The sequence below is a fragment of the Mesorhizobium sp. M0522 genome, from assembly GCF_040321085.1.
Lineage (GTDB): Bacteria > Pseudomonadota > Alphaproteobacteria > Rhizobiales > Rhizobiaceae > Mesorhizobium.
In genome coordinates this window covers 169,097-191,745 of the sequence record NZ_JAMYQW010000002.1, presented here as the reverse complement: position 1 = coordinate 191,745, position 22,649 = coordinate 169,097, and the positions used below count along the sequence as shown (strand labels likewise).

The 22,649-nt window shown below is 63.1% G+C and carries 20 protein-coding genes; 10 read left to right on the top strand and 10 right to left on the bottom strand.

What is annotated here, in order from left to right; all coding sequences use genetic code 11:
• The 8 genes from NKI58_RS03615 to NKI58_RS03580 all read left to right on the top strand — a co-directional run bounded on the left by NKI58_RS03615 (position 1) and on the right by NKI58_RS03580 (position 8,717).
• Positions 1-2,322, top strand: a complete 2,322-nt coding sequence (locus NKI58_RS03615; RefSeq protein ID WP_352782188.1) for a putative bifunctional diguanylate cyclase/phosphodiesterase — start codon at positions 1-3, stop codon at positions 2,320-2,322.
• A 150-nt stretch (positions 2,323-2,472) separates the two neighbouring features.
• Positions 2,473-3,255: an N-acyl amino acid synthase FeeM domain-containing protein gene (locus NKI58_RS03610; RefSeq protein WP_023676258.1), complete on the top strand. Its 783-nt coding sequence runs from the start codon at positions 2,473-2,475 to the stop codon at positions 3,253-3,255.
• Between the two features lie 119 nt (positions 3,256-3,374).
• Positions 3,375-3,524: a DUF3096 domain-containing protein gene (locus NKI58_RS03605; protein WP_013528205.1), complete on the top strand. Its 150-nt coding sequence runs from the start codon at positions 3,375-3,377 to the stop codon at positions 3,522-3,524.
• Positions 3,525-3,697: 173 nt separating this feature from the next.
• Positions 3,698-3,922, top strand: a complete 225-nt coding sequence (locus NKI58_RS03600) for an aa3-type cytochrome c oxidase subunit IV (protein WP_023676259.1) — start codon at positions 3,698-3,700, stop codon at positions 3,920-3,922.
• Between the two features lie 81 nt (positions 3,923-4,003).
• Positions 4,004-5,278, top strand: a complete 1,275-nt coding sequence (locus tag NKI58_RS03595; RefSeq protein ID WP_352767303.1) for a Re/Si-specific NAD(P)(+) transhydrogenase subunit alpha — start codon at positions 4,004-4,006, stop codon at positions 5,276-5,278.
• Positions 5,278-5,700: an NAD(P) transhydrogenase subunit alpha part 2 gene (locus NKI58_RS03590; RefSeq protein ID WP_036238371.1), complete on the top strand. Its 423-nt coding sequence runs from the start codon at positions 5,278-5,280 to the stop codon at positions 5,698-5,700. Before NKI58_RS03595 ends, NKI58_RS03590 begins: the two co-directional genes overlap by 1 nt.
• Positions 5,701-5,706: 6 nt before the next feature.
• On the top strand, positions 5,707-7,104 hold the full coding sequence (locus tag NKI58_RS03585; protein ID WP_352454727.1) for an NAD(P)(+) transhydrogenase (Re/Si-specific) subunit beta: 1,398 nt from the start codon (positions 5,707-5,709) through the stop codon (positions 7,102-7,104).
• 92 nt (positions 7,105-7,196) lie between these two features.
• Positions 7,197-8,717, top strand: coding sequence for a hypothetical protein (locus NKI58_RS03580; protein WP_352782185.1), 1,521 nt, complete (start codon positions 7,197-7,199; stop codon positions 8,715-8,717).
• Positions 8,718-8,815: 98 nt separating this feature from the next.
• Here the strand turns inward: NKI58_RS03580 and NKI58_RS03575 are convergent, their stop codons facing one another.
• The 4 genes from NKI58_RS03575 to NKI58_RS03560 all read right to left on the bottom strand — a co-directional run bounded on the left by NKI58_RS03575 (position 8,816) and on the right by NKI58_RS03560 (position 15,893).
• Positions 8,816-9,733, bottom strand: a complete 918-nt coding sequence (locus NKI58_RS03575) for a hypothetical protein (RefSeq protein WP_352701644.1) — start codon at positions 9,731-9,733, stop codon at positions 8,816-8,818.
• Between the two features lie 247 nt (positions 9,734-9,980).
• The gene (gyrB, locus tag NKI58_RS03570; RefSeq protein WP_352578576.1) at positions 9,981-12,452 is read right to left on the bottom strand and encodes a DNA topoisomerase (ATP-hydrolyzing) subunit B; all 2,472 of its coding nucleotides are present in this window, start codon (positions 12,450-12,452) and stop codon (positions 9,981-9,983) included.
• Between the two features lie 146 nt (positions 12,453-12,598).
• Positions 12,599-15,265, bottom strand: coding sequence for a caspase family protein (locus tag NKI58_RS03565; protein WP_352783887.1), 2,667 nt, complete (start codon positions 15,263-15,265; stop codon positions 12,599-12,601).
• Between the two features lie 58 nt (positions 15,266-15,323).
• On the bottom strand, positions 15,324-15,893 hold the full coding sequence (locus tag NKI58_RS03560; protein ID WP_352782181.1) for an NADPH-dependent FMN reductase: 570 nt from the start codon (positions 15,891-15,893) through the stop codon (positions 15,324-15,326).
• Positions 15,894-16,077: 184 nt separating this feature from the next.
• Here NKI58_RS03560 and NKI58_RS03555 point away from each other — a divergent pair, with 184 nt between their 5' ends.
• On the top strand, positions 16,078-17,451 hold the full coding sequence (locus tag NKI58_RS03555) for a cytochrome P450 (RefSeq protein WP_352634954.1): 1,374 nt from the start codon (positions 16,078-16,080) through the stop codon (positions 17,449-17,451).
• Between the two features lie 21 nt (positions 17,452-17,472).
• Here NKI58_RS03555 and NKI58_RS03550 read toward each other — a convergent pair whose 3' ends face one another.
• Positions 17,473-18,447 (bottom strand): complex I NDUFA9 subunit family protein, encoded by a 975-nt coding sequence (locus NKI58_RS03550; RefSeq protein ID WP_352782179.1) that lies wholly within the window; start codon positions 18,445-18,447, stop codon positions 17,473-17,475.
• A gap of 16 nt (positions 18,448-18,463) precedes the next feature.
• Positions 18,464-18,733, bottom strand: coding sequence for a hypothetical protein (locus NKI58_RS03545; RefSeq protein ID WP_352782289.1), 270 nt, complete (start codon positions 18,731-18,733; stop codon positions 18,464-18,466).
• Between NKI58_RS03545 and NKI58_RS03540 the strand changes: the two genes are divergently transcribed.
• Complete coding sequence (locus NKI58_RS03540) at positions 18,732-18,950, top strand: hypothetical protein (RefSeq protein WP_502896997.1); 219 nt, start codon at positions 18,732-18,734, stop codon at positions 18,948-18,950. The two genes, NKI58_RS03545 and NKI58_RS03540, sit on opposite strands and share 2 nt — an antisense overlap.
• Positions 18,951-19,007: 57 nt before the next feature.
• Here NKI58_RS03540 and NKI58_RS03535 read toward each other — a convergent pair whose 3' ends face one another.
• From NKI58_RS03535 to NKI58_RS03520, 4 genes are all read right to left on the bottom strand, one after another.
• On the bottom strand, positions 19,008-20,009 hold the full coding sequence (locus NKI58_RS03535) for an Ldh family oxidoreductase (protein WP_352614392.1): 1,002 nt from the start codon (positions 20,007-20,009) through the stop codon (positions 19,008-19,010).
• A gap of 118 nt (positions 20,010-20,127) precedes the next feature.
• Positions 20,128-20,952: an ABC transporter permease gene (locus NKI58_RS03530; RefSeq protein WP_502896999.1), complete on the bottom strand. Its 825-nt coding sequence runs from the start codon at positions 20,950-20,952 to the stop codon at positions 20,128-20,130.
• The gene (locus NKI58_RS03525) at positions 20,952-21,617 is read right to left on the bottom strand and encodes an ABC transporter permease (protein ID WP_352578586.1); all 666 of its coding nucleotides are present in this window, start codon (positions 21,615-21,617) and stop codon (positions 20,952-20,954) included. Before NKI58_RS03525 ends, NKI58_RS03530 begins: the two co-directional genes overlap by 1 nt.
• Before the next feature lie 212 nt (positions 21,618-21,829).
• The gene (locus NKI58_RS03520; protein ID WP_352568373.1) at positions 21,830-22,624 is read right to left on the bottom strand and encodes a transporter substrate-binding domain-containing protein; all 795 of its coding nucleotides are present in this window, start codon (positions 22,622-22,624) and stop codon (positions 21,830-21,832) included.
• Between the last annotated feature and the right edge of the window lie 25 nt (positions 22,625-22,649).

The window sequence follows — 22,649 nt, the reverse complement described above, 5'->3', positions numbered from 1 at the left end:
GTGAATCTGAGACGAAAAAACGAGATTCCGGTCGACGTTTACATTCCGTTCGTGGAAACGCTGTTTCGCGACGGGTTCACGCTGTCGATCGGCCTTGTTGCGCAGACACTCCTCGTCATTCTGGTCTATTGGAAGACCATGGACTTGGCGTATCTTCTAGTTGCCGCTGGGCTCATCATTGTCGGTACTCTGCGCCTTCGCAACATCCGAAAATACGGGCGACTTCCTTCCCCGACGACGTGGGAAGAAGCCCATGATCGCGAAAACGATTACATAATTTTCGGTTCGATGCATGGTTTCATGCTTGGCGCGTTCTGTTTCGTCAGTATCTATCTGGCAAATGACAGCCACGACAACTATGCCGAAATAGCCTCTGTCTGCGTCACTCTGGCATCGGTCACGTCGATTGCCGGCCGCAATTATGGGTCGCCGCGCATGGTCATGATTTTTATCATAACCACCACATGGCCCATATCGCTTGGCTTTATCCTGCGCGGCGATATCTACCACATCATCCTCGGTCTGATGTCGGCCCCTTTTCTGTTTGCGATCAAGCGGTTCGCCGACATCGTCCGCGAAGTCCTGTTTACCGCCCTGTCGGAGGAAAAGAAGGCGAACCGCATCGCGCAGCGTTTCAACCGCGCGCTCAACACCATGTCGCATGGCCTTGTCATGCTTGGTCCCGACGGCCGGGTGGCGGTGGCCAATGCCGAAGCCGCGCACCTGATGTCGCTCAAATCGGCCGATGCGCTGCTAGGCCGCTCGATCCACGGTCTGCTGATGCGCGGCGCTGCAGGCGGCATGCTGGCGCCGAAAGATTGCCGTTACATCGAAGCCCAGCTGACGCGTGCGTTGCGCGAGGGCCGCGACCGCAAGGTCCTGGTCTCGCTCACCAACGGCCAGCACTATGAATTTTCGGCGCGCGAAGGCAGCCAGGAACTGGGCGTCGTCACTTTCGAGGATGTGACCGCCCGGGTCGAGGCGGAAGACAAGATCCGCTTCATGGCGCGCTACGACAGTCTCACCGGCCTGCCCAACCGCGCCTACTTCCACGAGTTGGTGGTGGAAGCCATGGCCTCAGGGGATCCCGAGCGTCTCTGCGGGCTGGTGGTGCTCGATCTCGATGATTTCAAGAGCGTCAACGACACGCTCGGCCATCCGGTCGGCGACGGATTGATCTACGCCGTTGCCGAGCGGCTGGCGGCAGTCGCTGGGCCAGGCATCACCGTCAGCCGCTTCGGCGGCGACGAGTTCATGATCTTCTTCGAGCGCGTCGAGGATGAAAGCCACCTGACCGGCCAGGTTGATGAGATCTTTGTCAATCTACAGGGCGAGGTCGATGTCGCCGGCCACGGATTACGCATCCAGGCCAGCGGCGGCGCGGTGCTGTCGCGGGTCAAGGATACCGACGTTGACGCCATGATCGTCAAAGCCGACCTTGCACTCTACAAGGCCAAGGAGCTTGGCAAGAACGGTTGGCGGCTGTTCGAGGCCTCCATGGATGCTGCCTTCCGCAGCCGTCAGCTGATGAAGGCGGACCTGCGCAGCGCCGTGGAAAACAACGAATTGCGGGTGGTCTATCAGCCGATCGTGGCGATGAGCACGATGCGTATCGCCAGTTGCGAAGCGCTGTGCCGCTGGGATCATCCCGATCTCGGGCCGATTTCCCCCGGTATCTTTATTCCGCTGGCGGAGGAAATGGGGATTATTTCCGACATCAGCACCTTCGTCCTGCATGCGGCCTGCACGCAATGCGCCAAATGGCCGGCCCAGACCAGCGTGTCGGTCAATCTCTCGGCCAAGGATTTCCGCAACCGTGATGTCATCCAGAAGGTTCGCGACGCACTGGCTGAATCCGGTCTCTCCGCCGGACGTCTGGAGATCGAGGTCACCGAGACGGCGCTGCTCGACGACAAGTCGCTGACACGCCAATATATCGAGGAGTTGAAGCGGCTCGGCGTGCGCATTGCGCTCGACGATTTCGGTACCGGGTATTCGAGCCTCAGCTATCTCCACAAACTGCCGCTCGACAAAATCAAGATCGACCGCTCGTTCCTGATGGATGTCACTCAGAACAGCCGGTCGCTCGAATTGCTCAAGGGCATCGTCAACCTGTCACGGCCGCTGGGACTTTCGGTTACCGTCGAAGGTGTCGAGACCTTCGAACAGCTCAAGATCCTGGCATTGCAGGTCAAGCCGGACCTGGTCCAGGGCTTTCTGTTCGGGTCGGCACTCAGCGCGTCCGGCATCGAGACGATGTCGAGCACCGTCTGGCCCTTCGCCAAGGACATCCAGACGGCAAGGAAGGCGCCGCGGCGCTGACTTCGCGCTGAAAAACCGCGTATTTTAGTATAATTTTATTAATTATTAACCTTAACGAGCGGTAAACGAGCTCCTACTTATTTTCATCTTTACATCTCATGACCCGTCCGTAGTGTCGGCTGGTGGCGGTAATCGCGGGGAATAGAGTTCATGTGTGCCCAGTTGAGTTCGCTCGGCCATGCGGCGGGCGCTGGTGGGAAAGATGCGTCCGAGACCATGTCCAGCTTCGCGCAACATGTTTATGCGCTGCTTGACCGGACCGAGTACCGACGCTGTGAAAGCGGCGAGGACTTCGAAAGCATTTACAGGCTGCGCTACAATTCCTATCGGATGAACGATCTGGTGCCCGAGAATGCGTCCCGTCAGGTCCATGACGAGTTTGACGAACTGCCCAATTGCCATACGTTCGGAATCTACATCGAGGGGCGGCTGGTCAGCACAATGCGCCTGCATAACGTGTCTGCTGATAACGCCACATCACCAGCGCTCAGCGTCTACAAGGACTTGTTGATGCCGCGTCTGGCGGCAGGCGAAGTCTTTATCGACCCGAGCCGTTTTGCCGTGGACGCCGAATGGTCACGGCTTTACCCGCAGATCCCGTATGTGACGCTGCGCCTTGCGGGCATGGCTTGCTTCCATTTCGGCGCGCCTTATTGCATATCCATGATCCGCGAGGACCATGCGGCTTTCTACAAGCGCATCTATCGGGCGCGACCGATTGGCGATGCGCGGCCCTATGCCGGCGTGATCAACTGTTTCGCGCTGCTTTATCAAGCCGATGTCCTGGCGATCAAGAATGAAACCTACGCTCGCTTTCCGTTCTTCCGTTCGACGCCAATGGAGCAGCGCATGTTGTTCGATACGCCCGGTGCCGGCGAACTCGCCCCGCTGACCATCCTGCCCACCGCCAAGTATTTTCGCGAAGCCGCCTGAACGAGCCCATGGAGCCTTCCGGTCGCTTCGGCGTCCTGGGCAAGGGTGCTGGTGGTAGGTCGGCATGGCCGGCATCCGCCAAGCATCGCTTCGATAGCGATCCGATCAAAGGAACCGATATGACCATTTCCACGCTCGCCCTTACCCCGCTTATCTCGCTGATTGCGGGCGTGCTGATCCTGGTGATGCCGCGGCTGCTCAATTATATCGTCGCCCTTTATCTGATCGTTGTCGGCCTGCTCGGTCTGTTCCCGCATCTCGCCGGCTAACGACATCGGCAATAGCGGACCTGCCATCCATTGTGATTGGTATCGCCGCGCTTCGCGCAGCGATTTCAAGTTTTGCTTGAGATTGTTGGCTGCGGCGATGCGGCAATAGCGCCATTGCCCTTAACGCGGCTTTTCGCTATGTGCCTGAAAGATGTCTTCGAAGGGGTATTCCAATGGCTGAACACACGCCGACCGGTCCTGTCGAACTGGGCGCGAAGATGGACTATGCCGAGCACGACCGCACCTATGCCGGCTTTGTGATGCTGGCCAAATATGGGTCGCTATTTTGCGCCGCCGTGCTTCTTGCCATGGCGTTCGGCTTCTTTGTGGGCGGCTTCTTCTCGGGGACTATCCTGTTCGTGCTGATCCTGGCCATCGGCGCCTTTATTCTCCGATAACTCCTCCAACCTTTGTCGAGGGCGCCGCCGGGGTCGGTCGATGTCTTGCGGTAACAGGGTTCCGGCCGAAAGGATCATGCGGTGGGACAGACGGTTTTCATCCCTCGTGAGCTCGACGCAAACGAGCCGCGCGTCGGGGCCTCCCCCGACACGGTGAAGCGGCTGGCGGCACTGGGTTTCGACGTGATTGTCGAAACCGGCGCCGGCACAGCGTCGCGCATTCCCGACGAGGAGTTCGCCCGGGTGGGCGCCGCGATCGGCAAGGCCGGCGATGCAGCCAGGGCCGATGTGGTGCTGAAGGTGCGCCGCCCCACGGACGCCGAGCTGAAGGGCTACAAGTCCGGCGCCGCTGTCATCGCGATCATGGATCCCTACGGCAACGACGCTGCCGTCGCAGCCCTTGCCAGGGCCGGTGTTACTGCCTTCTCCATGGAGTTCATGCCGCGCATCACCCGCGCCCAGTCGATGGACGTTCTATCCAGCCAGGCCAACCTCGCCGGCTATCAGGCGGTGATCGACGCGGCTGCCGAATATGACCGGGCGTTACCGATGATGATGACGGCGGCCGGCACCGTACCGGCAGCGAAGGCGTTCGTCATGGGCGTCGGCGTCGCCGGTCTGCAGGCCATCGCCACCGCGCGCCGCCTCGGCGCCGTGGTCACCGCCACCGACGTGCGCCCGGCCGCCAAGGAGCAGGTCGCCTCGCTCGGCGCAAAATTCCTGGCCGTCGAGGACGAGGAGTTCAAGGCGGCCGAGACGGCCGGCGGCTACGCCAAGGAAATGTCGAAGGAATACCAGGCCAAGCAGGCGGCGCTGACCGCCGAGCACATCGCCAAGCAGGACATCGTCATCACCACCGCGCTGATCCCCGGCCGTCCGGCGCCGAAGCTGGTCTCGGCAGCAATGGTCGCCTCGATGAAACCCGGCTCTGTGATCGTCGACCTCGCGGTCGAGCGCGGCGGCAATGTCGAGGGCGCCGAAGCCGGCAAGGTGGTGACCACGGCCAACGGGGTAAAGATCGTCGGCCATCTCAACGTTCCCGGTCGCGTCGCCGCCTCCGCTTCGCTTCTCTATGCCAGGAACCTCTATGCCTTCCTCGAGACGCTGGTCGACAAGGCGGCGAAGACGCTTGCCATCAACCACGACGACGAACTGGTCAAGGCGACGATGCTGACCGATGCTGGCAAGATCGTGCATCCGGCTTTCGCAAAGGCTGAGCAGGAGCCGCCAAAGGGCCAATATGTCGAGCCACCGGCCATTCCGGCCAGGACGATGGTTGCCGAGGCTTCGGCCAAGCCGGCTGCGAAGAAAACGGCCGCTTCGAGGAAGCCCAAGACCACCGGAGGGATCGCGTGATAGATCAGACGCTGCAGAAAGCCCTCGACCAGCTCGACCAGGCGACAGCTGCCGTGCGGCTCGCGGTGCAGAACCTGGCGGCCGCGCCCGGCACCGAGGCGGCGGGTGACGCCGCTCACGCGCTGTCCGGCGGTGCCATCGATCCCTTCGTCTTTCGCTTCGCCATCTTTGTCCTGGCGATCTTCGTCGGCTACTACGTCGTGTGGTCCGTCACGCCGGCACTGCACACGCCGCTGATGGCGGTCACCAACGCCATTTCCTCCGTCATCGTCGTCGGCGCGCTGCTGGCCGTCGGCATCTCGGCCTCAGGGCTTGCCACCGGCTTCGGCTTCGTTGCGCTGATGCTGGTATCGGTCAACATCTTCGGCGGCTTTCTCGTCACCCAGCGCATGCTGGCCATGTACAAGAAGAAGGAAAAGTAGGCTGCTATGAACGCCAACTTCGCCTCCTTTCTCTATCTGGTCTCCGGCATCCTGTTCATCCTGGCATTGCGCGGCCTGTCGCATCCGACCACCAGCCGCCAGGGCAACATGTACGGCATGATCGGCATGGGCATCGCCATCGCCACGACGCTGGCGCTGGCGACCCCTTCGGCCGGGCGCTTCGGCCTCATAGTGCTCGGGCTGCTGATAGGCGGCTCGGCCGGTGCGGTCACGGCACGGCGTATTGCCATGACCTCGATGCCGCAGCTGGTCGCCGCCTTCCACTCGCTGGTCGGTCTTGCCGCGGTCATGGTGGCGGCCGCCGCCATCTATGCACCGGAAAGCTTCGGCATCGGCACCGTCGCCGACATTCATGCCCAGGCACTGATCGAGATGAGCCTCGGCGTTGCCATAGGTGCCATCACCTTCACCGGCTCGGTCATCGCCTTCTTGAAGCTCGACGGCCGCATGTCGGGCAAGCCGATCATGATCGGTGGCCGCCACTTCATCAACGCGGCCCTGGGCATTGCGCTGATCGTGCTGATCGTGCTGCTCGTCACCGCCGAGTCCAAGGTGGTGTTCTGGCTGATCGTTGCCGCCTCGCTGGTGCTGGGTGTGCTTCTCATCATCCCGATCGGTGGCGCCGATATGCCGGTGGTCGTGTCGATGCTGAATTCCTATTCGGGCTGGGCCGCGGCCGCCCTGGGCTTCACGCTCGGCAATCTGGCGCTGATCATCACCGGCGCGCTGGTCGGCTCGTCGGGCGCCATCCTGTCTTACATCATGTGCAAAGGCATGAACCGGAGCTTCATCTCGGTCATCCTCGGCGGCTTCGGCGGCGAGACATCAGCCATTGCCAACGACGGCATCGAGCGCACGGTCAAGCAGGGCTCGGCCGAGGATGCCGCCTATCTGATGATGAATGCGCAAAAGGTCATCATCGTGCCGGGCTACGGCATGGCCGTCGCCCAGGCGCAGCACGCGCTGCGCGAGATGGCCGACAAGCTCAAGGCCAACGGCGTCGACGTCAAATACGCCATCCACCCGGTTGCCGGCCGCATGCCCGGCCACATGAACGTGCTCTTGGCCGAAGCCAACGTGCCTTATGACGAAGTGTTCGAGCTGGAGGACATCAACTCTGAGTTCGCGCAGGCCGACGTCGCCTATGTCATCGGGGCCAACGACGTCACCAATCCCTCGGCTCGTGACGACAAGTCCTCACCTATCTACGGCATGCCAATCCTCGACGTCGACAAGGCGCGCACTTGCTTGTTCGTCAAGCGCTCGCTCGGCTCCGGCTATGCCGGCATCGACAACACGCTGTTCTACAAGGACGGCACCATGATGCTGCTCGGCGACGCCAAGAAGATGACCGAGGAGATCGTCAAAGCGATGGATCACTGAAACGGCGTCGCTGCCAACTCACTGCCGATCGTCGAATACAGCCCGGCTCCGCGCCGGGCTTTTTCTTGGCTGTTACCGGTTCTGAAGCTACGATGCCGACCCGTCGTCTTGCTAACGGCGTCATCGTGGAGGTGCTGGTGCCCGACCCTGGTTCTGCTGCATCGCCGGCCGCCGATCTGACCGCAGCAGAGAAGGCGCCACGCAAGCGCAGCCAGGCGGTAGTGGTCGTGCACGGCATGGGCGAGCAGCGGCCCATGGACACGTTGAGGGAGTTTGTCCAGGCCGTATGGAGCCACGATCCGGCCCGTGCACCGTTCTATGCCCATGTCCCCGATCCGGCCGACCCGATGGGTACGAAGATCAACCAGAGCTGGATCACGCCCGACAGCCGGACCAATTCGCACGAACTCCGCCGGATCACCACGCCCTATGATGTCGATGGCCGCCGCACCGATTTCTACGAGCTTTACTGGGCCGACATCACCCAGGGCACGACCCGAAGCCGCCTTGCTGCCTGGGTGACGACCCTGCTCTGGCGCAAGCCGGCCGATATTCCGCGCGATGTGCTCAAACTCTATGTCGTCACGCTTTTGGCCACCATCGTCGTCCTCGGCGCGGCGCTGGCGCTCGCAACGTCGACCTGGCAAGGCTACATCTCCTGGACGACCGGTGTGCTTGTCACGGTTCTGGCGTCGTTCGTCATCTGGTCGGTGGACCAGTTTGGCTTGCCTTATTTCGGCGACGTCGCCGCCTATGTGCGGGCCGAAGCGGCAACGGTCGAGAAGCGGGCGCTGGTCCGCGAGCGTGGCCTCAAGCTGCTGAAGCGTCTCATGATGGACGATGCCTATGACCGCATCGTGCTGGTCTCGCACAGCCTCGGGTCGATCATCGCCTATGATCTGTTGCAGATATTGTGGGCCGATTTCAGGCCTAGAAAGTTGGAAGCCATTCGCGACAAAGCGAGGCTGAAGGCGATCCACGCCGTCGACAAGGCGACGCTGGACGCCGATGCTTCCGCTTGGCCCGACAGCCTCGATGACCTCCCCGCATTCCGGCGCAGCCAATGGGAGCTCTACCGGCAGCTTCGCGTCGGCGACGCCGATCATCCGCTGCCGTGGAAGATCAGCGATTTCGTCACGCTCGGCAGTCCGCTGACCCACAGCGAGTTTCTGGTGACCTACAACCTCGCCGAATTCAGGCGCGGCATCGCCGAGCGCCTGTTTTCGGCATGCCCGCCGATCGCCGACAGGGCGGCGGGCGGGACCATGCTCTACCAGGAAGGGCGCAGCCATTCCGGCAAGCCGCAGCGGGCGGTGCATCATGGCGCGGTGTTTGCCGCGACGCGCTGGACCAATATTTTCGACAGGGGCAATGGCTGGCTGACCGGCGACCCGATTTCAGGGCGGATGACGGAAAATTTTGGTCCCGGCGTGGAAAACATCCAGGTCGAGCTGCGCGGCTCGGGCGGCCGCGTCTTCACGCACAGCCTCTACTGGTCGCTGACGGCGAGCGGCGTCGAGGTCAACGCGCCGGCCGGCGTACAGCCGCGCTCGCACCTTGCCGTGCTGCGCGATGCGGTCGATCTCGGCCGCAAACTGGAAGCTGAGCTGTAGGCGGCGAGCAGCGCACGACATGCCGCGGCGGCAGTTCAAAGCAAGGTCCCCTTCGGGCGTAATCTTCCCGAAGCGGACCGAGTTCGCTTAGTCACCGATCAACGATTGGTCAGGAAAATCGCTTCCTCGTCGTCGCGCTGCCTGCCGCCAAGTGCTGCAGCCGCGCTGGCAATGAAGGCCCCGACGACCAGCGACAGCGCGCCAATCAGCGAGAAGGTGGCGCCTGCCTTTCTGGCGGTGTCGGCCGCCTGCTGGGCCTTGACCTTGGCGTCCTGCGCTCTGGCGATTACCGCATCGACGCGAGCGGTGGCATCCGCTTCGGACAGGCCTGTGCGGGCGGCCACCAGCCGCGACAGATAGGTCTTGTCGTCGGCCGATATTTCGCCTGCTGCGGCACTCGCGATCAGAATGCGCGATGCCTGCGCGGTTGCCGCAGCGTCGCTCTCCGGATTGGCGGCAGCGAGCCTTGCCGGATCGGCCGGGCGGAACAGCGTATCGACGAAATAAGACGTGGCGTTGTCAGGCGAGGCGCCACTCGCGTTCGCAGCAGCACCCGCCGAAGCGCCCATTGCCACGCCCGATGCCACAGTCGAAGCAGCCTGGACACCGGTACCTATCGCGGCCGAAAGCGCCGTGCCGAGCACGCCGGCGACGAGCAGCGTCGCCAGCGCCCAGGCCAGGAAGCCGTGAGCGGTATCGCGGAAGAAGACTTCATCGGTGTGGATGCCGACCCATTTGGTGCGCAGGCGTCCGGCGAGGTAGCCGCCCAGGGCCGACGACAGCCACTGCACGACGATCAGCCAGACGGCGGTGGAAACGGCGAAAGTGGTGACTGACGCACCCGAGCCGGACCATGGCGACACCATGCTCAGCCCAAGCCCGGAGCCGAGCAGCATCAAGATGAAGGTAAGCGTCGACGCAGCAAAGGCGCCGGCGACGATTGGCCCCCAGCTGACAGCGGGGGAAGCGGATTCCGTCGGTGCGGAAACGTCGACAGTCGTTAGGGTGGACGGCATGGAAGCCTCCTACCGTGCAAACAGCATGATCAGAATAATAATCGGAATCGGGACTCCGAGAAGCCAGAGCAAAATGCCACGTCCCATGGATGCCTCCTGCGGCGATTGTGATCAACTACAATGCCTTAAAAGACTTTCCGTTCCGGGCGATCCTCAGTGATCTTGTTTGCGATGCAGCAGGCGTATTGGTGCGTCAATGCGCACCAATGCAACTTCATGCCTAGCGGCTGGGCATCTCGGCCTTGGCTCAGATGTCCAGATTGGCGACCGACAGCGCGTTTTCCTGGATGAATTCGCGCCTTGGCTCGACCTCGTCGCCCATCAGCCGCGAAAACAAGCTGTCCGCATCCGTTGCGTCATTGACCTTGACCTGTAAGAGCGAGCGCACATTCGGGTCAAGCGTCGTTTCCCAGAGCTGCTCGGCGTTCATTTCGCCAAGGCCCTTGTAGCGCTGCATGGTCAGGCCCTTGCGGCCGGTGGCAAACACGGCATTGAGCAGTGCCAGTGGCCCCGAAATGGTTTCCGAGACATCCTTGCGGCGCAGCACCGGCGGCTCGCCATAGATTTCCGCCAGGCGCGGCGCATAGCGGTCGAGCTGGCGTGCGTCGGCGGAATTGATCAGCGCCAGGTCGAGATGCGCGAACTCCTTGACGCTGCGCACCGTTCGCTCGAAGACATAGCCGCCGATGCCCTCGTTCGAGGTCGACATGCGGCCGATCCAGCCGCGCTCGGTATCCTCGGCGATAATGTCGAGACGGCGGGCAACACGCTCGGCCGTCTCATTGGCGCGGCGGAGGTCGGTGAAGATCTCCGGGTTGAGCGCGCCGGCAATCGCTGCCTGCTCGACCACGCCTCTGTTATAGCGCGTGTGCAATCCGTTGATGAGCTGGCGGACAGCCAAGGCGTCGTCGATGGCACTGCGCAGGTCCTGCCCGGCCCGCACCTCGCCTGTGCTGAGCGCAAGCGACGCTTCTTCCAGCCCGGAGCCGATCAGGAATTCCTCGAAGGCGGCTTCGTCCTTGATGTATTGCGAGCTCTTCCCGCGCGTCACCTTGTAGAGCGGCGGCTGCGCGATGTAGAGATGACCGCGTTCGATCAGTTCCGGCATCTGGCGGAAGAAGAAGGTCAGCAGCAAGGTGCGGATGTGGGCGCCGTCGACATCGGCGTCGGTCATCAGGATGATCTTGTGGTAGCGCAGCTTGTCGGCGTTGAACTCGTCCTTGCCGATCGAGGTGCCGAGCGCGGTGATCAGCGTGCCGATCATGTCGGAGCCGAGCATGCGGTCGAAGCGGGCGCGCTCGACATTGAGGATCTTGCCGCGCAGCGGAAGAATGGCCTGGTTCTGGCGCGAGCGGCCGCCCTTGGCCGAGCCGCCGGCGCTGTCGCCCTCGACGATAAAGATCTCGGATTTCGCCGGATCGCGCTCCTGGCAATCGGCCAGCTTGCCGGGCAGCGAGGTAACGCCGAGCGAACTCTTGCGGGTGATGTCGCGTGCCTTGCGCGCGGCTTCGCGCGCGGCAGCGGCCTGGATGACCTTCTCGATGACCGCCTTGCCCTCGGTCGGGTGCTCCTCGAGCCAGGTGCCGAGCGCTTCGTTGACAAGCCCTTCGACCACCGGGCGGACCTCGGACGACACCAGCTTGTCCTTGGTCTGCGAGGAGAATTTCGGGTCGGGAACCTTGACCGACAGCACCGCCGTCAGCCCTTCACGGCAATCGTCGCCGATCAGCGCCACCTTTTCCTTCTTGGTCAGGCCCGAAGAGTCGCCATAGCCGGTTATCTGGCGTGTCAGCGCACCGCGAAAGCCTGCCAGATGCGTGCCGCCGTCGCGTTGCGGGATATTATTGGTGAAGGCCAGCACGTTCTCGTGGTAGCTGTCGTTCCACCACATGGCGACTTCGACCGTGATGCCGTCGCGCTCGGCGCGGATCGAGATCGGCTTGTCGAGCAACGGCTTCTTCGTCCGGTCGAGATATCGGACGAACTCTTCCAGCCCGCCATCGTAATGCAGTTCATGGCGCATGATGTCGGCATGGCGGGCATCGGTCAAAACGATGCGCACGCCGGAATTCAGGAAGGCGAGTTCGCGCAGCCGATGCTCCAGCGTACCGTAGTCGAATTCGACCATGGTGAAGGTCTCGGACGACGGCAAAAACGTGATTTCGCTGCCGCTGCGGCCTTCATAGGTGCCGGGGACCTTGTCTTGTTCATAACTGCCGGTGATGCGCAGCGGCGCGTCGGCATTGCCATGCGTGAAGCTCATCTCGTAGATCTGGCCGTTGCGGCGGATCTTCAGTTTCAGCCAGGCCGACAGGGCGTTGACGACTGACACGCCGACGCCGTGCAGGCCGCCTGAGACCTTGTAGGAGTTCTGGTCGAACTTGCCGCCGGCATGCAGCTGCGTCATGATCACTTCGGCCGCTGAAATGCCTTCGCCGGTGTGGATATCGGTCGGAATGCCGCGGCCATTGTCGATGACCGTCACCGATCCGTCCGGATTGAGCGTCACCGTCACCAGGTCGGCATGGCCGGCCAGTGCTTCGTCGATGGCGTTGTCGACGACTTCATAGACCATGTGGTGCAGGCCCGAGCCGTCGTCGGTATCGCCGATATACATGCCGGGCCGCTTGCGAACGGCATCCAAGCCCTTCAAAACCTTGATGGAATCGGCGCCGTATTCGGCTTCAACGCCGTTGGCGATGTCGGTCTGGTCGCTCATGAAAACCTGTCTGATTGATGCCGTGTGCAGAGCGCGAAAAATCGGCTTCGAATCGCGCATTTCTAATGTCGTAGATATAGGCGCAAAAGGCGGTTTTTCCAAGGTTTGCAGGCATTTCGGAACGGAATGACCATCGCGTGAGCCGGCTACCGGCGCCTGGCTTCGATCCTGGCCAGCCGCTCACGTAAAAACTTGATCATGAACTTGTGGCGCGGTGCCAACCGCCCGCTCCGGTCGAGCTCGAGCGTCATGTCGAGCGCCTTGGAAAGCACAGCCTTCGGGTCCTTTGCGACTTGGGCGTAGTCGATATAGGCGACCACCAGGTCGCGCTGCCAGGTGGCGTTGTCCGGATCGGACCGGGCAAGTTTCTCGCGAATGGCCAGGCTGTCCTGAAGGGCTTGCCGGGCGCCCCTGACGTCGCGCTGCCTGAGGCGCAGCGTGGCGACTTCGGACAGCGTTATCGACAAGTCCCGCTGCCAGTCGGAATTGGCGGGATCGAGCTTGGCCAGCCTCTGCGCAATCGCGTAGCTGTCCAGATAGGCTTTCAGCGCGCCTTTGTGGTCGCCCTGTATCGCCAGGACGCCGGCGACTTTCTCGATGCACACGGACAGGTCGCGCTGCCATTCGGTGTTGTTCGGGTCGCCGGCGGCGAGCGCGCTGGCCTGCGAAAGTGCCTCACGATAAGCCGAAAGTGCCGCCGGCCAATTCTGCTGGTCGCTCAGCGCATTGCCGATCTTGGCGTTGCCGACCGACAGGTCGCGCTTCAACTCGGTGTCGTCCGGATCGCGTTTCGCCAGTTGCTTGACGATCGCCAGACCTTCCTTGTAGGCCGCCAGCGCCCCGGCGGCGTCGCCGCGTTCGCGCAGCAGGTCGCCTATCGTATCGTGGCTGACCGAGACGTCACGCTGCCGGTCGGCGTCTCCCGGGTTGGCCGCCGCCAGCGCCAGCCGCACCTTCAGGCTCTCTTCATAGGCCGCCTGTGCGTTGTCCAGTTGGCCTGCGATATGGGCAAGGTGACCGATCTCATCGTAGGTGATGGTCAGGTCGCGCTGCAGTTCGGCACGGTCGGGCTCTCCGGCGGCGAGCTGCTTCTTGATCGACAGGCTTTCCTGGTAGACCTCTGCGGCGCCGGCCAGATCGCCTTGCGTCGCCAATACGTTGCCGATCTTGTCGTCGGCCATGGCGAGGTCGCCGAACCACTCCAGATTGTCCGGTTCTGCCTCGGTCAGGCCCTGCAGAATGGTCTTGGCGGTCTCATAATTCTGCAGCGCTGACGGCAGATTGCCTTGCGCCATCCGCACGTTGCCCAGCTTGACGTGGCTGACGGCGAAGTCGCGCTTCACGTTGGGATCGGTTTCATGATGCGACCGCCGCTCGAGATCGGCTTGCAGCGCCTCGAAGGCACGGCCAGCCGCATCGATATTGCCGACCGTGGTATAGAGCTTGCCGAGCTCGTCCAGCGTGCGGATCAAGCGGTCGGCGTCGTCGAGCGACAGCACCACCTGTCCGGCTTCGCCATAAAGCGCCAGCACGGACTCATAGTCCCTGATGGCTGTGGCGTAGTCGAGGTCGGCGCGCGCGGCCCCGCCGGACAAATAGCGCGTTGCGGCCTCGGAGAGCGTGCGGCTGACGAAATTGGCCTTCAAAGCGTTGCGAGAGACACTGTCGATCTCGGCTGCCTCGGCGAGCTTTTTCCGCGCCGCATCGAACGCTCCCAGCGAAAGCTGCTCTTCGGCCTGCCGGCGCAACGCCGACACTCTGAGATCGTCGGATCCAAGCGTCTGCATTTCGCTCCGCACCTTGACGAAGGCGTCGGCTGCCTCACGCAGCCTGGCGTTCAGACTGTCCGCGGAGAGGTGGCCGGCATCGGAACTGATCAACGCGCCATAGAGCGGTGCCAGCGGCATGTCGGCGTCGCTGGCGATCTTCTCCACTTCGCCGCGCATCGCGGGCGTCACCTCGGCCATGGCCAGCAACAGGCGTTCGCGTTCCGGCAATTTCTCCTTGGCCGAGGCGGCAAAGAACAGCTGCGGCAGGCCGCTCTCGACATAGGGCAATTGCTTGCCGCGCGAGAGGTCGTAAACCTCCTGCTGCACGAGCGTCAGCACGGAGCGGATCTCGAGACCTTCGGTGCCGAGGTATTTCGTCAGCGCCGCGGTAAACGGCGAATTCTGGTCCGTCCCATCCGCGGCGGTCTCGCCGGGCGCCGCCGAGAAGGCAAACAGGATGTTTTCTGCCCGCCCGATGCGGCCAAGACCCGGCCGGACCTTGTCGCTGACCTCTTTTACCAGCGCCGTTGCGCCGCGGCCTTCGCCGCCCGTAGCCGCAAACGGATCGCTGCGGCAGGCATCGAGCACGATCAGTCCGACCTTGCTGGTGGCGGCGACGGTCGCGCGGATCTCCTCCAGCGGCAGGCTGGTCCTTTCCAGCGTAGCGAGCGACGACGCGTCTGCATCGACCGGCAGGAGCCGATTCTCGCCGGCTATCTCGACGCCGTGGCCGGAGAAGAACACCAGCGCCACGTCGGCGCCTTTGGCATCCTCGCGGAAATCGTCAAGCGCCCGGCGCATGCGCCGCAGGTCACGGTTGGTTTCGAGGAAGACCTCGAAACCGAGCTTCCTCAGCACCGTTTCCATGATCTCGCCGTCATTGACGGGATTGGCGAGCGGCCGGATCAGCCGGTAGTCGTTCTCGGCGATGACCAGCGCAGCGCGCCGCTCCGCCATTGCAGCGGAGGCCGTCGAGAGGATCAGCAGCAAGGCAAACAGAAAACGCAAATCGAACCGCCCCGGCCCGGTCATTTGCCGGAGCATTCCATCTCTTTATGGCATGAGCAAGTTACGGCATCGGCAAGCCGGGCCGTTCGCGTTGTCAGCCAACCCGCATCGGCTTCAGCGCTTCGCTCCAGCGGAACAGCTCGTCCAGCATGGTCCTGGCCCCGCCGAGCACCTGCTCGCTGGGCAGGAAGGCGCCGGTCTCGTCGAGCAGCTTCTGGTACATCGGCAGCGCCACGCCTTCCGGAATCGGCATGACACCGACGGCGGTCAGCAACGGTTTGACCGCCTGCGCCGCCCGCAGGCCGCCGGAGACACCGCCGTAGCTGAGGATGGCGGCCGGCTTGTATCGCCATTCCCTGAGCAGGTAGTCGACCGCGTTGACGATCGCGGGGGCGGCGAAATAATTGTATTCCGGCGCCACGAAGACGAATGCGTCGGCGGCGTCGATTGCCTTCGACCAGGCTTTCGTGTGGCTGTTTTCGTATTTGCCCAGTCTCGGATGATGCGGCTCGTCCAGCACCGGCAGGTTGAAGGCCGCGATGTCGGTGAGCACCGGCTCGAATTTGCCGTGCTCGCGCGCAAAGCTCTCCAGCCAATTTGCGAAAACCGGCCCGGCGCGGCCCGGCCGCGTGCTGCCGATGATGACGTTCAACTGGTGCTTCAAGGCAGGCTCCCGCCGGTTAGTGGCATCTGTGGTGCTGCCACCTAAGACACGCAGCCGGACACAGCAAGCAGGCACTTTCCGGTGCCCCGGTCACATTCCAGAGAGCGGATGCTTCGCCTTGTCGTCCGGTCACATGGACGCCTGCCTTGCCCGCCACTACATTGAGGTGTCAGCGGAGCAAGCCATGGACAGTCAGCCCGTTCCCTTCGTCCCGCCGGCGCCGAAGCCGCGCACAGCGCCGCCCTCGACGCTGGAGATGATCCGCATCGTCTACCGCAATCCGCTCGAACTGTGGGGCGAGCCGACCTATAACGAGCCCTGGATTTCGGTGACCGGCGTCGGCGGGCCGCTAGTCATCGCCAACGATCCCGGCCTCATCCGCCATGTGCTCGTCGATAACGCCAAGAACTACAAGATGGCGACGGTGCGTCAGAAGATATTGCGGCCAATCCTGCGCGACGGCCTGCTTACCGCCGAAGGCGAAGTGTGGCGGCGTTCGCGCAAGGCGATGGCGCCGGTGTTCACGCCGCGCCACATCTTCGGCTTCGCCGAGCCGATGCTGAAACGCACGCTCGAATTCGTCACCCGTTACGAGCAAGGTGGCACGTCGGACATCGCCCACGACATGACGCTGCTCACCTTCGACATCCTGGCCGAGACACTGTTTTCGGGCGAGATATCGGGCGAGCCCGGTAGCTTCGCCAAGGAGATCGACCGCCTGTTCGAGACCATGGGCCGGGTCGATCCGCTCGACCTTTTGCGTGCGCCCGACTGGCTGCCGCGCCTGACCCGCATCCGCGGCCGCAAGACCATGGCCTACTTCCGCAAGATCGTCACCGACACGGTGCAGATGCGCGAGGCGCGGCTGAGGCGCGCTCCGGACACCGTGCCGCAGGATTTTCTCACGCTGCTGTTGAAGGCGGAGGGACCGGGCGGGCTGACCCGGGCCGAGGTCGAGGACAACATCATCACCTTCATCGGTGCCGGCCACGAGACTACGGCCAGGGCGCTCGGCTGGACGCTCTACTGCCTTGCCGAAGCGCCGTGGGAGCGCGAAAAGATCGAGCACGAGATCGATGCGGTGTTGGCGCGTGAGCCCGACCCGACGAAATGGCTCGACGCCATGCCGCTCACCCGCGCCGCCTTCGACGAGGCGCTCAGGCTCTATCCGCCGGCGCCGTCGATCAACCGCGAACCGATCGAGCCCGAAACCTGGAACGGCCTCTACATACCGCGACGTGCCGCGGTGCTGGTGATGCCGTGGGTCGTCCACCGCCATCGGAAATTGTGGGACCGGCCCGACGCTTTCATGCCGGAACGCTTCCATCCGGGAAACCGCGAAAAGATCGATCGTTTCCAGTATTTGCCGTTCGGCGCCGGCCCCCGCGTCTGCATCGGCGCCAGCTTCGCCATGCAGGAGGCGATCATCGCGTTGGCGATCATGCTGTCGCGCTACCGTTTCGACGCCACCGCGGAAACCCGCCCCTGGCCGGTGCAGAAGCTGACGACGCAGCCGCAAGGCGGCCTGCCGATGCAGGTCACCCGGCGCGGCTCGTAGGCAACCGCACGTCCGTTCGTGTTATGCGGCGGACTTGCGTTGGAACTGGCCGGCGGCGCGGTAGCGCCAGAGATAGCTGGGCAGAATGGTTCCGATCGACCGTGGCTGGATCCCGAGGCCGGCGAGCGTCCTGTTGTCCTTGACGGCGGCTTCCGACACCACATTGTGCTGGCGCAACAGCAGGATCTGGTCCTTGGTCAACAACGGATTGGGCAGCAGCCCGAGAATTGATGCCTGGAGGTTCGCCAGCCACCATGGCACGGGCAGCAAAAACCGCTTGCGTTCGATGATGACAAGCAGCTCTTGCATGCATTCCTTGAAGGTAAGCACCTGCGGCCCGCCGAGTTCATAGATCCGGCCGCCCTGGACCTTGCCGTCGACCGAGTGCGCCACCGCTTCGGCGACGTCGCCGACATAGACCGGCTGGAATTTCGTCTGCCCGCCGCCGATCAGCGGCAGCACTGGGGAAAAGCGGGCCATGTTGGCAAAGCGGTTGAAGAAACCGTCCTCCGGCCCGAAATTGATCGATGGCCGCAAGATCACGGCGTCTTGGACCGTCTCAAGAACGGCCTTTTCGCCGAGCGCCTTGGTACGCGCGTAGTCCGATTGCGCGTGGAGGTCCGCTCCCAGAGCCGAGATGTGGGTGAGGCCGGCGCCGACGGCGCGCGCCGCTTCGGCAATAGCGCGCGCGCCGAACTCGTGGACGGCAGTAAATTTCTGCCGGCCGGCCTCATGCGCGATCGCCACCAGATTGACGACATGGTCGGCGCCTTGCACGGCGCGGTCGACCGACCAGCGGACCCGGACATTGGCCTGCACCGGCTGGATCTGCCCGACATTGCCAAGCGGTTGCAAATGACCGGCGAGATCGGGCCGGCGGCAGGCAACCCGGATGCGGTAGCCGCGCTTGGCCAGCGCCCGCACGACATGACGACCGACAAAGCCGGAGCCGCCGAAAACGACGACGAGCTTTGGGGTCTGAAGGATTTCGGTCATGGCTGGCTCCGGCGGGCTATCCAGATGGCTTGATTGAAGCCGTTTCATAGTCGGTTTCGCGCCAAAGGCAAAGGGCGACCATCGGTCGCCCGGCATTGTTGAAGCATGATTTCCGGTATCCGTTCGAAACGGCAGAAAACCCGCCGACGTAACTCCATTCGGGACAGGAACCTTTGTTCCGGCCGGCGATTTTAGATGTATGGTTTGATTCCGAATGGAGGATATTGCCGATGACGACAAAATGCGTTGCGATCTTCGCTCTGGCTTTCGCAACAGGCTGCAGCATGGGTGCCTCGGCATTCGCGGCAAACCGGCATCACCACCAAGCGCAACCCGAACGCTACGTTCCTGCCAACGGCGACATCATCGACATTCTGTTCGGTGGCCCGCGCTACTATGACAACCACCTGCTCACGACGGCCGCCGAACCCTGCTCCTACAACAGGGTAGGACCGGACGCGAATGCGGTGAACGTCATCAACGATCATCATTGCGGGAAGTAGGCTCGCGCTGCCGGATCGGCCGGCCTCGTCAGCCGCTCATCGGACAAACGAATTTCTTCAGGACGAATAGCGCGCGGCGAATTCGGAAATGCGTTGCACCACGGCTTTCGGCGCGCTTATGCCGCGCGCCGCCGCCTTCTCCGCGGCCTCGGCCCGGGCACGCCCCGGCACATGCACGCCATAGCGCCGCCGCAGCCGGTCGAGCTGATCCTTCATCCGCTTTTCGAAGTCCGGATCGAGCAGCTTGGGCTCGACGGCAAGCACGAACAGGCCGGTCCCCGGACTGTCCGGCCCGCCGCTGAACCATGGCGCATCGAGCGACCAGTTGGCGCCCGACAGGCCCGCAGCCAGCACCTCGACCATCAGCGCGATGTTGGCGCCGCGCTGGCCGCCGAAGGCAAGCATGGCGCCCTTCATGGCAGCTGCCGGGTCCGTGGTCGGATTGCCGCTGGCATCCAGTGCCCAGCCTTCGGGTATCTTCTTACCGTCCTCGGCCGCCTTGCGGATGTTGACGAAGGCGGTGGCGCTCGACGACTGGTCGATGACCAGCGCCGCCCCGTCCGCGGCGGGTGCCGCAAAGGACATCGGGTTGGTGCAGTAGACCGGCTTGACCGAGCCCGAGCCGGCAAGCACGGCCGGGCCGTTGGTGGCGGCGAACGACACCAATCCCTGCGCGGCCAGCCGTCCGGTGAAATAGCCGAGGGCGCCGCACGTATAGGCATTCTTCTGCGAAAAGATGGCGACGCCGAACAGCCGCGCCGCCTTGGCGAGGTCATCGATCGCGCGGTCGAAACCGGTATGCGCCAGTCCGCCGCGGGCATCGGAGAGATAAACCGCGAGCGCCGGCCTGGTGATCACCGGATCGGCATTGCCGTCGATACGGCCGGCTTCCAGCGCTTCGAGATAATCGATGAAATGCGACAGCCCGACGGTCGACAGTCCTTCCGCCTCAGCCGCGACGATCGAGGCAGCCAGCGACTGCGCCGCCTCTTCGTTGGCGCCGGCGCCAAGTGCGGCCATCCGGCACAGCCCTGTCGCCTGGTCGAGACTGAGTTGCATTGTGATTGCCATGGATATCTGAGGGAATGGGTGAATGGTGAATAGTGAATGGTGGGTGGGACTTAGCCGGTAACACTACGGGCTACTCACTACTGACTATTCACCATTCACTATTCACCTAACCAACCTTGTTCGGAATCCGCGCCTCGATCTTGCCCAGGGTGAAGACGAGGATGCCGGTGATCGCCATATAGATCAACGCGAGGAGCAGCAAGGGTTCATAGGTGAGGTAGGTATCCTGACGCACCTTTGAAGAGACGGCGAATATGTCGATCACGCTGATGGTCGCCACCAGCGGCGTCGATTTCAGCTGCAGCACGGTTTCGCCCGTCAGTGTCGGCAGCGCGCGGTAGAAGGCCTGCGGCAGCCAGATTCGCTGGAAAATCCTCCAGCGGCTCATGCCGAAGGCGCGGGCGGCTTCCAATTGGCCCTTCGGCACGCCGGCGAAAGCGCCTCGCATCACCTCGCCCTCATAGCCGGCGAAGGACAGCGTCAGCCCGAGAACGCCATAGGGCCATGCCTGCCTGAGATACGGCCACATCCAGGACTCGCGAATCCACGGATATTGTGGAAACAGCGAGCCCAGCCCGTAATAGAGCAGCCAGAGCTGCAGCAGCAGCGGTGTTCCCCTGATGACGGTGCAGAAGACCTTGGCGGGTGCCGCGAACCAGACGGGGCCGGCAGCCTGCGCCAGGCCGAGCGGCACGGCGAGCAGGAAGCCCAGTATGCAGGTGACGGCAAGAATCCACAGCGCGCGCCAGATGCCGAGCAGTCCTATCCCGTAATATTTAGGCAGCCAGTCCCAGCGCATGAAGACGGCCGCCGCCAAAACCAGCCCCAGCGCGATCAGGATCAGCACGATACGATGCGGCTTCAGCCACAGCGAAGCGCGTGCGGCTATCTCGACGGCCGCCGCTTCGCCAGTCATCGCCGGGTCAGCCATCACCGGGCCTCCTTGAGCGACGGCATCCCGCGGCGGGCCCATGTCTCGATACGGCCGATGATCAGATTCGAAACCAGCGTCAACAGAAGGTAGATCGCGCCGGCGGCGATAAAGAATGTCAGATAGGCTTTGGTGACGCCGGCCGCCTGCCGTGTCGCCAATGTCAGCTCGAAAAAGCCGACGACCGCCAGCAGGGCGGTGTCCTTGGTGGCGATCAGCCAGAGATTGGCAAGGCCGGGTATGGCGAACGGCAGCATCGCCGGCAGCGTGATGCGCCGCAGCAGCAGGCCGGGAGACATGCCATAGGCGCGCGCGGCTTCGATCTGGCCCTGCGGAATGGCAAGGATTGCACCGCGGATCACCTCGGTCGAATAGGCGCCCTGGACGAAGCCGAGCACGGCAATGCCGGCCGCCAGCCCGCTAATGTCCATGCGCTGATAGCCCATTGCCGTCAGCATCTGATTGATCAGGTCGGTGCCGGCGTAATAGAGCAGAAGGATCAGCACCAGCTCCGGCACGGCGCGCACGACGGTCGTATAGACTGCCAGGAGATCGCGCACCACCGGACCACCATACAGCTTGCCGGAGGCGCCGCCGATGCCGATCAAAAGGCCGAGACCGGTGGCGCCGACCGCGATCTCGATCGTATGGAGCAGCCCGACGATGAGCGTTCCACCCCAGCCCGGCGGCACGGGCGAGAGAAGCGCGATGGCAGAGGCGGCCCAAGCCGGAACAAATGCGTTGATCAGCGTCGCCCTCGAATTGCTGGCGCTAAAACCGCCGGCGATCTCCGCCCGCGGAAGCTCGCGTCGATAGATTTCGACGAACCACGCGGCTCTATCGGGGCCGCGTGGTTAATCGCTCATGGATGAGGCCGTCAGTTCGACTGCGTGTCGGCACCGTAAATGTCGAAGTCGAAGTACTTCTTCGAAATCTCGTCATATTTGCCGTTGGCGCGGATGGCCTTGATGCCGGCGTTGATCTTTTCCTTCAACTCGGAGTCTTCCTTGCGGACGCCGGCGCCGACGCCGGGCCCGAGAATGGCCAGATCCGGCGCGACCATGCCCTTCAGATCGCAGCATTGCTTGCCCTGGTCCGATTTCAGGAAGGCGTCGAGGGCAATGGAATCGGCCTGCACCGCGTCGACCCGGCCGGCGGCAAGATCCTGGTTGGCCTCGTCCTGGGTCTGGTATTCCTTGATTTCCGCCGCGTCGGCGAAGTGCTTCTTGGCGTAGTCGGCGTGTACGGTCGAGACTTGGACGCCGATGATCTTGCCCTTGAGGTCCTCCGGTGTTGAGCCGAACTTCTGGTCCTTCGGCCCGATGATCGCAGTCGGGGTGTTGTAATATTTGTCCGAGAAGGCGATCGTCTTCTCGCGCTCGGCGGTGATCGACATCGAGGCGGCGATAAGATCGATCTTCTTGGTCGTCAGCGCCGGAATGATGCCGTCCCAGGCGACGGGGGTGATGACGCAGTCGAGCTTCTCCTCGGCGCAGACGGCATCGATGAATTCGATCTCCCAGCCGACCCATTTGCCGGAAGCGTCCGGCGAGGCGAAGGGCGGATAGGGTTCGGCGGCGACGCCGATCTTGACCGGATCGGCCTTGGCCACGCCCATCGCGGCAACGCCGAGCAGCAGCGCTGCGGCAAAGGTCTTGAGAATAATCTTCATCGTCATGACTCCCAGTTTTGTTGTT

Coding starts and splice junctions, on each gene's coding strand:
- NKI58_RS03610 (WP_023676258.1), top strand. CDS start 2,473: ATGTGTGCCCAGTTGAGTTCGCTCGGCCATGCGGCGGGCGCTGGTGGG.
- gyrB (WP_352578576.1), bottom strand. CDS start 12,452: ATGAGCGACCAGACCGACATCGCCAACGGCGTTGAAGCCGAATACGGC.
- NKI58_RS03605 (WP_013528205.1), top strand. CDS start 3,375: ATGACCATTTCCACGCTCGCCCTTACCCCGCTTATCTCGCTGATTGCG.
- NKI58_RS03555 (WP_352634954.1), top strand. CDS start 16,078: ATGGACAGTCAGCCCGTTCCCTTCGTCCCGCCGGCGCCGAAGCCGCGC.
- NKI58_RS03520 (WP_352568373.1), bottom strand. CDS start 22,624: ATGAAGATTATTCTCAAGACCTTTGCCGCAGCGCTGCTGCTCGGCGTT.
- NKI58_RS03550 (WP_352782179.1), bottom strand. CDS start 18,447: ATGACCGAAATCCTTCAGACCCCAAAGCTCGTCGTCGTTTTCGGCGGC.
- NKI58_RS03565 (WP_352783887.1), bottom strand. CDS start 15,265: ATGCTCCGGCAAATGACCGGGCCGGGGCGGTTCGATTTGCGTTTTCTG.
- NKI58_RS03545 (WP_352782289.1), bottom strand. CDS start 18,733: ATGCTGCAGCCTGTTGCGAAAGCCAGAGCGAAGATCGCAACGCATTTT.
- NKI58_RS03580 (WP_352782185.1), top strand. CDS start 7,197: ATGCCGACCCGTCGTCTTGCTAACGGCGTCATCGTGGAGGTGCTGGTG.
- NKI58_RS03585 (WP_352454727.1), top strand. CDS start 5,707: ATGAACGCCAACTTCGCCTCCTTTCTCTATCTGGTCTCCGGCATCCTG.
- NKI58_RS03600 (WP_023676259.1), top strand. CDS start 3,698: ATGGCTGAACACACGCCGACCGGTCCTGTCGAACTGGGCGCGAAGATG.
- NKI58_RS03575 (WP_352701644.1), bottom strand. CDS start 9,733: ATGCCGTCCACCCTAACGACTGTCGACGTTTCCGCACCGACGGAATCC.
- NKI58_RS03535 (WP_352614392.1), bottom strand. CDS start 20,009: ATGCAACTCAGTCTCGACCAGGCGACAGGGCTGTGCCGGATGGCCGCA.
- NKI58_RS03540 (WP_502896997.1), top strand. CDS start 18,732: ATGGGTGCCTCGGCATTCGCGGCAAACCGGCATCACCACCAAGCGCAA.
- NKI58_RS03530 (WP_502896999.1), bottom strand. CDS start 20,952: ATGGCTGACCCGGCGATGACTGGCGAAGCGGCGGCCGTCGAGATAGCC.